Source organism: Sphingomonas sp. CFBP 13706 (assembly GCF_014842355.1).
GTDB classification, from domain to species: Bacteria; Pseudomonadota; Alphaproteobacteria; order Sphingomonadales; family Sphingomonadaceae; genus Sphingomonas; species Sphingomonas aerolata.
The window spans coordinates 23,953-35,091 of record NZ_JACYVM010000023.1 but is presented as its reverse complement, the minus strand read 5'-3'; the positions used below and the strand labels follow the sequence as shown (position 1 = coordinate 35,091).

General features: G+C 57.7%; 9 protein-coding genes. 6 read left to right on the top strand and 3 right to left on the bottom strand.

Annotated features, from left to right (window positions below):
* Positions 1 to 214 precede the first annotated feature (214 nt).
* Positions 215 to 616: a response regulator gene (locus IFS44_RS20380; RefSeq protein WP_192099863.1), complete on the top strand. Its 402-nt coding sequence runs from the start codon at positions 215 to 217 to the stop codon at positions 614 to 616.
* On the opposite strand, the gene IFS44_RS20375 is transcribed toward IFS44_RS20380, so the two are convergent.
* The 3 genes from IFS44_RS20375 to IFS44_RS20365 form a co-directional block, all read right to left on the bottom strand.
* Positions 581 to 727: a hypothetical protein gene (locus IFS44_RS20375; RefSeq protein WP_192099862.1), complete on the bottom strand. Its 147-nt coding sequence runs from the start codon at positions 725 to 727 to the stop codon at positions 581 to 583. The two genes, IFS44_RS20380 and IFS44_RS20375, sit on opposite strands and share 36 nt — an antisense overlap.
* Positions 728 to 790: 63 nt before the next feature.
* Positions 791 to 2,923 (bottom strand): S8 family peptidase, encoded by a 2,133-nt coding sequence (locus IFS44_RS20370; protein ID WP_244650481.1) that lies wholly within the window; start codon positions 2,921 to 2,923, stop codon positions 791 to 793.
* 1,123 nt (positions 2,924 to 4,046) lie between these two features.
* Entirely contained in the window at positions 4,047 to 4,868 is an 822-nt protein-coding gene (locus IFS44_RS20365) for a GAF domain-containing protein (protein ID WP_192099860.1), read from the bottom strand.
* Positions 4,869 to 5,384: 516 nt separating this feature from the next.
* Between IFS44_RS20365 and IFS44_RS20360 the strand changes: the two genes are divergently transcribed.
* From IFS44_RS20360 to IFS44_RS20340, 5 genes are all read left to right on the top strand, one after another.
* On the top strand, positions 5,385 to 5,882 hold the full coding sequence (locus IFS44_RS20360) for a Csu type fimbrial protein (RefSeq protein WP_192099859.1): 498 nt from the start codon (positions 5,385 to 5,387) through the stop codon (positions 5,880 to 5,882).
* Positions 5,883 to 5,937: 55 nt separating this feature from the next.
* On the top strand, positions 5,938 to 6,627 hold the full coding sequence (locus IFS44_RS20355; protein WP_192099858.1) for a fimbrial biogenesis chaperone: 690 nt from the start codon (positions 5,938 to 5,940) through the stop codon (positions 6,625 to 6,627).
* A gap of 10 nt (positions 6,628 to 6,637) precedes the next feature.
* On the top strand, positions 6,638 to 8,890 hold the full coding sequence (locus IFS44_RS20350; protein ID WP_192099857.1) for a fimbria/pilus outer membrane usher protein: 2,253 nt from the start codon (positions 6,638 to 6,640) through the stop codon (positions 8,888 to 8,890).
* The gene (locus tag IFS44_RS20345) at positions 8,823 to 9,347 is read left to right on the top strand and encodes a Csu type fimbrial protein (protein WP_342366518.1); all 525 of its coding nucleotides are present in this window, start codon (positions 8,823 to 8,825) and stop codon (positions 9,345 to 9,347) included. Before IFS44_RS20350 ends, IFS44_RS20345 begins: the two co-directional genes overlap by 68 nt.
* An 864-nt stretch (positions 9,348 to 10,211) precedes the next feature.
* Positions 10,212 to 10,367 carry a hypothetical protein gene (locus IFS44_RS20340; RefSeq protein ID WP_192099855.1) on the top strand — a complete coding sequence of 52 codons (156 nt, stop codon included), beginning with the start codon at positions 10,212 to 10,214 and terminating at the stop codon, positions 10,365 to 10,367.
* The last annotated feature ends 772 nt before the right edge of the window (positions 10,368 to 11,139 follow it).

The following is an 11,139-nucleotide window of genomic DNA, read 5'->3' as shown; positions in this document are numbered from 1 at the left end:
ATTGGGCGGCTGCGGAAGGGCTGCTTTCGATCGCAGCGGCCCAGCCCGGACGCTTACCTCTTACCTTTATAATTTCTATACAAACGGAGCCAGCATTCTCGACCATGCCCGTAATCATCGAAAAGTTCACAAATTATCGTCGCGGCAAGCGCTTTTAGGGTAGCCATGCTGCCTCTTCGAGATATGATTGAAATTGGAGGTTCGGGAGTTTTTCATGATAACTGGTTACGGAATCACCATCCTGATTGTTGACGATGAGGATAGAATTCGCACTATGATTGGGGAGCATCTCGATGAGTGCGGGTTTAAGGTCCTTTTGGCGTGCAACGCAGACGACGCACTATTAGCTGTCAATGATTTTCCTGAAATAGATTTAGTTATAACCGACGTTAATATGCCAGGTACATTAAACGGCTTTGATTTCATTGAACGAGCATACGTGAGACGACCAGGCGTTCAAACTATTGTTATGTCCGATTTTACAGAGGAAGCCGAAACTCGTCGACATGTTGCCCACCGATTTTTAAAAAAGCCATTCACCATGACTTTCCTGGAAAGTGAAGTCTACGACCTTTTAAAGTCAAAACGTATTGGCGCGAATATGCTGGACAACTAGATTGCTGATTAGATAATCCGCATCCAGGCCTATCGTTTCAACGTCGATCACCACAGCGGTGCGGTCCAGCCCTTGCGGCGCGGCGACGAGATAATAAACCGTCCGCGGCATGACTCCGCTCCGTAGTGTTTCCAACCGCATGAATCATGGCCGGCAGCCAAGCTGCCCCGCGTGTCAGAATCCGCGGTTGAAGCGTACCGCCAAACCGTAGTCGGTCGGAATATTCGCAAAATTGCCGGGGTCGCGGCGCAGGAACAGGTTGGTTTCAAGTCCGCCACCAAACGCTGGCAGGCTGTACCGGGCCTCGATATCGAGCTCGCGGCCACTTGGCGTGAGGTTCAGACGCTGCGTGGTCCAGCCGGTTACCTGGCTGGTCGCATAGTCATAGTCGGTCGGCAGCGCGAGACCGATCCCGCCCCGTGCGACCCGCAGAGGCTGGGCGATGCGCAGGCCGATGCTGTCGGTACCGAACAGGCCCGCCTTGCCGATATCGGCTGCGAATGCTCGGGTATGGAGCATGCCGCCGCCGTTGAGACCGCCGCGGATATGCATGCTGGACCAGCCTTGGCGAAACGAGCCGCCGATCGACCAGCCATCGCCGCCGTCGAGCCGCGCCTTGGCATCGGCAAACCAGCTCGCTGCACGCGCAGCACCTAGCCCGGCATCGAGTCTCGCACCTAGAAACGTATTCTGCTCGCTCATCCGGGTAGCCGAGACATACGTCGACACCGCGCCGAATTGCCGATCGACACCGATAGCGACGCGCTCATAGCCTGACCGCCGCCAGCCGGTACGCGCAAATCCATCTGCCTCGCGGCGCGACAGCACATCGCCGGTTTCAATCCCCGCAGTCACGCCGAACCCACCAAAACGCTGCCGCACAGCGCTCGACGCCCGCGCGCTGCTGTCGAAGCCGAGGCCCGACATGGTGGCAACGAGAAACGCCGGTTCATACTGGTCCGTCAGCTGCGCGGTTATTGCAGTCGATCCCTGCGCAACGCCGAGCCCGAACGACAGCGTCTCGCCAAGCCGTTGGGTCATCGTTGCGGCAATTGCGCGCGATTGCCCGGCGTCGATCCCGCTATTCGGACCAGCGTTTGGATAAACGTCGGCCCTGGTCAGGATCGACCGCCTATTATCATTGTCTGTGCTACCTGATCCGAAACCACGGGACTTCGGCACCAACGTCATCGACGCGGTCATGCCGCCACGCGCCACGGCAACCGCCCGGGTCCTTGATTGGAGCATGCCGCCCAACGTTGGCGATGGTGCACTGCGCCCGATCGTCGGGGCAAGATCGGTCGCGAAGGCACGGGCGTAACCGTCGAGGACGACCGCACCCAGCGACCCCTGCGCGGCATCGCCCATCGGTGCCGACAGCATGCCGTTGGTGACGAACGAGATCGCAGATCTCGACCCCGCGACCGACGTCGTCCCGAGCGGCTGGAATGCGCGCGTCAGGTCGAGCACGCCATTGCCATAGATCGCGTCGACTCCTGCGGCGCCGGCATCGCGCGCACTCTTGAACAGTATGTCGACGATCTGCGCGCCACTAAGATTGGGGAACGCCTGCGCGAGCAAAGCGACGGCGCCGGAGATTTGCGGGGCGGCGAACGACGTTCCAGACCAGAGGAAATTTCCCCCGTTATTGTCCGGTGCGGGGACCCGCTCGCCGACTGCGGTGAGAAAATGTGCAGCGCCCGTACCAGCCTTGTCACTGAACGTGGACAGCGTGTCGCCTGCACCGACCGAACCCGCGATGATCACCATGTTGCGAGCGGTGCTGTCATTGGCGACATTGGTGAAGGGGTCGGGATTGTCGGTGCCGTCGTTGCCTGCCGCGATCACCACGATGATCCCGGCCAGCGTCGCCCGGCCGACGGCATCCTTCAGGCTTTGCGGCATTGCCGATCCGCCAAGCGAGATATTGATGACCTTCGCACCTGCTGTCCGCGCGGTATCGACCCCGCGGGTGATCGCATCGGTGAAGAACTTGCAGCCCGATTCGGCGTCGTCCGTGGTGCCGCCGACGCAGGTGCCGGGGCGATCCGCGCGCAACACGATTAGCGTTGAATCAAACGCGACGCCGTGCGTGCCGGTGCCATTGCGCCTCCCGGCGAGGGTGAAGGCAACGGCGGTGCCGTGCCCTCCCTCGTCGTCGATCGATGTGTTGCCGGCGACCCCGGTCGAGCCGGTGGAGATACGGCTACCGAACTCCTCGCTTTGCAGGTCGATGCCGCTGTCGATGACGCCGACGCCGATGCCCAGGCCGGTCGCACCCCTATTATAGGCTGCGAACGCATTCATCGACACCGCACCCACCGTCGCACGATATTCGCGTGTGTCGTAATTCGTCGCTGCCGGAGCGGGTGTCGGTGTCGGTGTCGGTGTCGGAGGGGGCGTTGGTGTAGGAACAGGCGCTGGCGTGGTTGGCGGGACGGATGCGTCAGGCGGCGTCGGTGTCGAATTGATGCCACCACCGCCGCTGCCGCATGCACCGAGAAATAACCCGCAGCTCAATGCTGCCAATCGCAGGTGGCCCGCCTTCGTGCCGCGCATGACATCCGCCTTGTTTTATCGCTTGTGATCTACTGGAATGGAAAGGGTTGCACGGTGGTTAACCTCAGAAGTTTTTTGCGGGACTTCATAAGAGCAGTTTTCAGCTGACTTGGATCATCAGGGTACACATGGCGATCGTTTCGGATTCACGCTCCGTGTTGGTTAAGGAGGCTGGTATGGTTGGGCCAAGCTCTATCGCGTGATTGCAAGACGCTGTCGTTGCCCCTGTTGAAGGCGACCTATTGTGGCGACCTACGGGCGAACGGTTTGGAGTCAGCGCGGTAAGTTTTCCGAATCAACCATCAGGCAAGGCAGCAGCGCCGCGCACGGTCCGCTATCACAGTCCGCTTTGCCATAACCGGGCCGTCCGCTTTTCTCTCCCTTCTCGCCGTTCAGCGGCCAGATATGTGGAAACCCGGTCTCAGTCACCACTGTGCGGCAAACAGGGCAGACCATCCCAAAACGCATACTGGACAGGTGTGAACTCAATGGGATTTCAGAGGTGCCGGCGCCGACGCTGTTTTCATTCCCAGTCCGCTTCGATGTCGCGGGAACCGCGCACTGGTTGCCGATAGCATTATTATTGTGTCTCGGGCACCCCAGACGCGTCCTTGCATCACAGCGCGAAGCTTATACTGGCATTCTAAACAGCTATTCATGATACTGTGGCACCGTGCCAGTCTGCCGCAGGTCCAAGCGCACCGCCCTAACCGTAACAGCTTGCTACGTAGATCAAGCGCCTCAACCATTTAAACGATATATTCGCCGGCAAACTATCATGTAATTATGCTGGTATTATCAGCAGGCCACCAGCGTTGCCAGATATCTTAATCCGCAGGCAAACGTAGTGATTGAACTCCATAGCGGACAGTTACTGCTCCGAAGCAATCTGCGAGCTACCACGCATACTCGGTAAGGTGGCCGGTGCCTTACGGACTGAATTGTGCACAGAAGCAAGGTCTTCATCGTTGATAGGACGATCAAAAGATAATCCTATCAGGCCATTGCGGGTCCACATCGCCGTGGCAACGATAGCTACCGTGCCGATCGACAGCACAACCTCCTCCCCTCTTGGTATCAGGGCTCCTGCGACATTGATCATAGCGCCGCGAATAGAGATGTTTTGAATAGCAGCAGATACTGGTCTTTTGCCGTAGCTGCTGATCATGCCTTCCAAATCAACGCTGTGCCGGGGCGCTACCAGATTGCACTGCCCGACGATCAGGTCGTCCATCCTGGACGATATAAGCCTGGCCATCTGCCCCAGCTGACTACGGTTCGTCGCGGAAAAGTCTCTACGTGGTCGCGGGTCAGCGATGCATAGTGCACCAATGTTAAACCCTAACGCTGTTCTTAACGGTGCACCCGCGTAGAAGCGTATGAACGGGGCTGCCGTAACAAAACGGTTCCCCCGAAACCGCACGTCCTTTGTGGCATCCAACACGACCATCACCTCACTTGATAATATAGTGTGTGAGCAAAATGAGTCAGTCCGACTGATCGTCGTCGCCGCAAGGCCGGCCGCTCCCTTTACGATTTGGATATCGTCCTCGATGAAGGACAGCAGGCTGATCTCAGCTTGGAACAGATTGCTGCAAAGCTGTGTGACGGAATCAAATACGTTCTGAAGGTTCTCGTCTCCAGTCGCATATTTCCGTGTTTCAGAAGCGCGGGACACTTCGTTATCTGTCATTGGATAGTCTCGAACGAGCAGCATATCGTCTACCTCTCATGAGCTATTGGTGCTGCTCCCGGGCTATTTTAAAAAAGGTAAATCACCCTTTACGGTTTGAAAAGTACGCCCATTTTGAGATTGTGGGCACCTCACAGACAAGTGTGACGGTTCTAGCTGACCGCCACTACGCGCCTGTGCGCACCATGAAAACCATGTCCTCGTGATCGGGCCGGTCTTCACCTGCGGGTCGACAGCCAATGCCTACTTCTAACGGCAGCAAGGAGCCGATCAAAGCCCACTCCACTCCCCAATCCGCTCGGCCAACGCCGCCTTCAAAAGGCAGCTTCGACCCGAGCGATCAGAGGCATCAGCTCAGTCCACGTGGACGAATTCGCAAATCTTGCAATTTGGGAAAATCAAGTCGGAATGGTTGCATTTTGGAAACAATGGGTTTCGTATGTTTCTATTGATTACTGTTTTTTAATCTGTGCCCGCCATTTTAACCTGGAACAGAGTTGCTCCAGGAGATTTGTCATGAAGAAGGGCCTCAGCGCGATCGCGCTGACATGTTGTTTGATGGCTGGGAATACCTCCGCCATTGCTGCAACCGCCAATGGTGTTCTTACTGTTCAAGCCACCGTAGTTGCAGCTTGTGCAGTTGGCAGCGGCACGCTGGTCTTTGGCACAATCGATCCGGCACTCGGCACGTCCGGTCCTGCCAACGCGAATGTTAACGTTACCTGCACCCAGGGAACACCGTTCTCGATCGGCCTAAGCGACGGTAGCAATGCGTCGGGCACTCAGCGGCGCATGAAGGGCGCAAGCCAATCCCAGTTTCTCTCATATGAACTTCACCGGGATAGCGCGGGGTTGCAGCGGTTTGGTGACAGCGTCACGTCGCAGCGTCTGACCGGCCAAACGGGGCTCGGAGCGACCGCCAACACGATCGCAATTTATGCCTCGATCGCTGCTGGGCAGAGTGCTCCAGCGGATACGTATTCGGATACCGTTCCGATCACAGTCTACTACTGAGCCTGCGCTCGTGCGATCTCTCCTACTACGCTCGCTGCGACCGGCCACGGCTCTATTGCTGCTGCTGGAGCCGGACACCCTAGGCGCTCAGGCGCCTGGCGGCAGCCTGTCGGTTGCTCCGGTACAGCTTTCCCTGACAGGATTGGCACGTAGCGTCTCGACGATCGTCAGCAACCCCGGGACCAGCCCGATTACCGTTCAGGTCAGGCTCTATCGCTGGACGATGAAGGGTGAAGAGGAGGTCTATAGCCCCGTCGATGATGCAGGCTTTAGTCCGCCCATGTTTCGACTTGAGCCGCGGGGAACGCAATCGGTCCGCATTGTAGCCAAGGTTCCGCCAGGGCCTGTTGAACGGAGCTATCGGCTGGTCGTTGACCAGTTGCCGCTTGCTGGTGCAGCTGGCCAACTTCAGCTCCCGGTGCGCATGGTTCTTCCGGTGTTCGTCGAGCCAGCAGCGGGGGTGCCTCGGTCGCCGTCATTGGAATGGAGCGCCCGGCAGGACCCCCAGACGCAACGCGTCAGCATCAGCGTCAGGAACCGCGGGTCAGTGCATGTCCGGCTCGTTGAGCTGACCGCTCAGGCGGGAGACAAGCCGACCGTCGTTGCTTCCGGTCTCGCCGGGTACGCGCTTGCGGGTCAGGAACGGGCGTGGAGCTACAAAGCCGACGGCTCACCGAAAAGCGTGACGATCACTGCCCGCGACGGAGCCAAGCTCTTACGCGTGCTGATCCCAGTCACGCGTTGATGAGGACGGCTTGGCTGCGTTCATGCTGGCGCTCGCGATCTCGGCGACGCTTCTCCCCTCGATCGGAGCCCCCTCCTCGATTGAGGCTAGCACACCCGCGACGCAAGAGAAGGTATTCGCACAGGTCTGGGTCAACGGGATCGACACGGGTCTCGTCGTCGAGTTTTCGGGCCAGAGCGACAATCTCCTCGCAAGCGGGGACGATCTTCAGGCGCTTGGGATCGACGCAGCCGAAGGTGCAGCACTGATCTCACTGCGCAGCATCGCCGATCTAACCTACCGCCTCGATCAGGCAACGCAGACTGTGCATATCCATGTCGCGGCCACCAGGATGCGCCGTGCCATGATCAAAAGTCAGACCGTCGCTGCGGAGGACGTGCTGCCGGCATGGGGAGGGCTGCTTAACTACGCGATCTATGGGGATGACCGCGGCAACGGTGGCGTCACTGGCGAGCTTCGCCTCTTCGGCCCTGCAGGCATCCTTTCCACCGGTCTCTTGGCACGCCGGGGCTTAGGTGCGCGCGGCATGAGCGTCCGGCGCCTGGAGACCCGCTACGTCCTCGAAAATCCCCGTACCGCACGAAGACTGACCGTAGGTGATTTTGTGAGCCCCGACGGGTCAGCCGATGGTGCCATTCGGGCGGGCGGGATCCAGCTTTCGACAGACTTCACGTTGCAACCTGATTTAGTGACCGCACCGATGCCGGATATCGTGGGTGGCGACGGCGTGCCGTCGACCGTTGATTTGTACGTGAATGGTGTTCGCCGACTGTCCGAAGATGTTCAAAGCGGACGGTTCGCCGTTTCCAGCGTGCCGATGGTGGACGGAGCAGGGAAGGTTTCACTGCTCGTGCGCGATGTACTTGGGCATGAAACTGTGCAGCAAATATCGTTTTATGGCTCGCAGCAGTTGCTGCGTCGGGGACTGAACGCCAGTTCTGTCCAGGCCGGGCTCCTACGATCGAACGCGTTTTCGCGCGGCGACAGGTACGGCGCTGCGTTCGCGTCCGGTACCACGCGCCGCGGATTGAATAACCGGACAACAGGCGAAGCGCGCATAGCGCTTGCCAACGCCGTGCAGGTGGCAGGCGCAGCCATGACCACCAAGCTTAGCGAGTTCGGCATTGCATCGATCAGCGGTGACATCTCGCATTCCACCCACCGGGCGGGCGGCCAGATCGGCGCTTCATTCAGGCGCGACGATCACCGCATGTCTATCTTTGCAGTAGCTCAAAAGAGTTTCGGAGGCTTCGAGACATTGGCGAGTCAGGGTATCTTGCAAAAGGGCTGGAGGCTCCAGGCAGGCGGGTCCTGGCAGTCGGTTGTGACTGGTGGCTTTTCGCTTTCCGCAACTATGTTGAACGCTGATCGTGTTACGACACGTATTCTCGCAGCAAGTTGGTCACGCCCCGTCGGCACGCGTTTCTCCGCATTCGCGAATGTGGTCGGGACGCGGACGAGACAATCCGGACTCCTTGCTACAGTCGGGATTACCGTCGTGCTTTCGCCCCGATCAACGGCCATCGTCCAGGCAAGCCGTGATGAACGCGGCATGGCGGGGTCGGCAAGTTGGTCACGTTTCGGTGAACCAGATCGGGGGACGGACTTGCGAACAAGTGTCGCCACGGCGCCCGGCCGGCGGTCGTCCGTGATTGGCGGCGCCACCATGCGTGGGGACCTGGGGGAGGTCGGAGCCGACATCCAGCTGGAGGGTCGTCGGGCAGCCGCTCGTGCATTCGCGTCCGGTGCTGCAATCTGGATGGGTGGCAGACCCGTATTGACGGCAAATGTCGGACAGAGCTTTGCTTTGGTGCAGGTGGGCAAGCCCGATGTTGCCGTAACTCTCGAAAACAGGCCCGCTGGTCGGACACGAAAAAACGGCAGCCTGCTCATCCCTAATCTGCCCGCCAATGCGGCTGCAAGGATCGCACTCGACTATGATGCTATCGATCTCGATCACGACACGGCACGGGCAGACAGGATCGTGCGCATCCGTAGGGCGGGCGGAGCGATCGTACGCATTCCCCTTCGCCCGGTGCGCGCTGCAACGATCCACATCGTTTCGGAACAGGGCATGCCGATGCCGCTGGGATCGATTGTCCGACAGCTCGATGGCCGCGAGGACGTGGTGGGCTACGATGGTGTCGCCTATCTTACCGACATTCCGGACGAGGTTTCGGCTGAGGTTCAAAACGGTGACGAGCGCTGCCACATCAACTTCTTTCGCAACACCAGTGACCCTGTTGTCTGTAAACCTATTTAGGTCGCTTGGCCTCGTCTGTGCAGTCGCATGTGCGGCGTTGCCGTCTGCTGCGCAGGCAGTGTCGTGTAGTGTGTCCACGCGTGCGGCAAACTTTGGCGTGTACAATCCCCTGCAGGCCACGCCACTCTCGACCACGGCCGCGATCGACGTCGCCTGCACCTGTACGGTTTTGGACTGTGTCGCCTTCGGCTACCGGGTAGAACTGTCAGGAGGGCAGTCGGGAAGCACCGCCGCACGCGAAATGGCTGCTCAGAATGGCCGTCTGCGGTACAATTTATACTCCGATCCTGCATTCACGACGGTTTGGGGGACCGGGAGCGCCGGGTACGGCGCGCTATATCTGATTGCGTTATTTGGCTCCAAACAGGTCTTGACGGCCTTCGCGCGTATCCCGGCCGGGCAGACTGTGCCTGCCGGCTCCTACACAGACAGTCCGGTCGTCACCATCGTCTACTAATGTTGGAACCGAATCCCCCGCTGCTACGCTTAGCGTGCCTCGAAGGGGTACACCGTGCGCTTTGGTTTCAGTCTTGCAGTTGCTACGTTCATCGTGTTGCCGGCCTCGCCGCTCCTCGCCGCGAGCGCGACAGGAACGCTAAGCGTTAGCGCTGTAGTCATAGACCGGTGTGCCGTCTCAACCGATCGCGTGCATCGCTCCGCCGTAACATGCAATGGTGTTGTGCCCCCATACAAAGTCCAGGAGGTTGGCAGTTCGGCCTCTGGCACCCGATTAGAAACCCGCAGAACTGTTTTTTTCTGACAAGTTGTTGGTACCCACGTACGCCCTCATCGTTTACTGCCCAGCCCACCTATCTGAGGTCGAGGCGTAGCTAATTTAGCTCGAGCTTCACAAATCTACGGTAAAATGCTATTTATCTGCATTTTAAAACCCGCCCTCGTAAAGCTTATTCTTTCAATCAATGTGACGCCAAGTCATAATTGAACCATAGGCTCTGATATAGCAAAAGATCTAATAATACAACGATCGCTTAAAGAGTCTCCGTTCCCAGGGCGAGCGACAGCGTCAGACTAAAGAATGTCTTTCGGGGGAGGGATTTTAACCTTCTTATGACAATAAGTTCATGAATACCTCAAGGCTAATTGACAAGATTTGAATTTCATTTTCCAGAGGCGTGCCGCTGTTATACCTTATGGTCGAGGTGTAGTGCGTTCATATGGTTGCTTATTTATTAATCGTAACAGCCGTCATATCGTAAAATCACGCAGTCAATCACAGTTACTAGTAAAGCGCGTTTGCGACGCGCTATTATAAATCATAGGACAAATTAATAGCAAACTTGTATTAGTGGAAAATATTGAAATGACTGATGCCATCGAAGCATTGTCTCTGATGAAACAGGCCCTCATTATCATGGACCGTATGGGGCTAGCACTGCCAGCTGCCCATCTAAGTATGTCAATCGCCGCACTGGAGGACAGCCCGATTTTTACAAAGCAGACCGCTGCAGGCCGCTGAATCATATGGACAGAGTTTGACGCGCGTTTGATCAATTAATCCAATGCTGTCATTGGAGACGACGTTAGGCCCGTGGATTACGTTTAGAATAATGAGCGAGTTTTGTTCGGCCCCTGCCACCATCGGAACCAAAACGCAGCTGCCGACTTGCGAGGAATAGCTAGGTCTAGTTCGAATATGCGGCGTGAATAGGGCAGGTGAGCAGTGACAGCATCACTGGATAAGTAATGCAAGTAAGAACATCGGGTTCCGGTGATATTGTCGGCGGACCGTGGAGAACGCATTCAAGGCCATGCGAGAGTCCCCAGCTGCAGTCGTTCAGTAGGGTGATCAGTCCAAATTGGAATGCGGCTCCTCGGGGCCATCATTCAAAGACCTAAGATGCGCCTCACGATTTGGGTTACCACCACCGCCATGCGGAACTGCCACGTCGATAGGGCTGTGCAGAGTTGCACCATCACTGAGTTTTCCCCATCCGCGGCATTGGCAACGCCCACCCCCCACCCCCCGGCATTTCGGTCATTTGTACATCGTTTAAAACGGTCGCAGCGCTATTTGCGTCGTGCGGCTTTGGCTTAACGTCGTCAGGTAAACTGTTCGGCTGTTGGATCACCATGTCGATCTTCGTTGCTCGCTCTAAAACCTTTCAAACGAGGCGAGTTTGCCATCAATTCAGCGAATCAAATGCTTACTGTTGGAATACACCCAGCCCCTAGAATACCATCTCGGCCGCCCGACCCGATGGCCAAGTCATCCAGCATCACCCGAGATG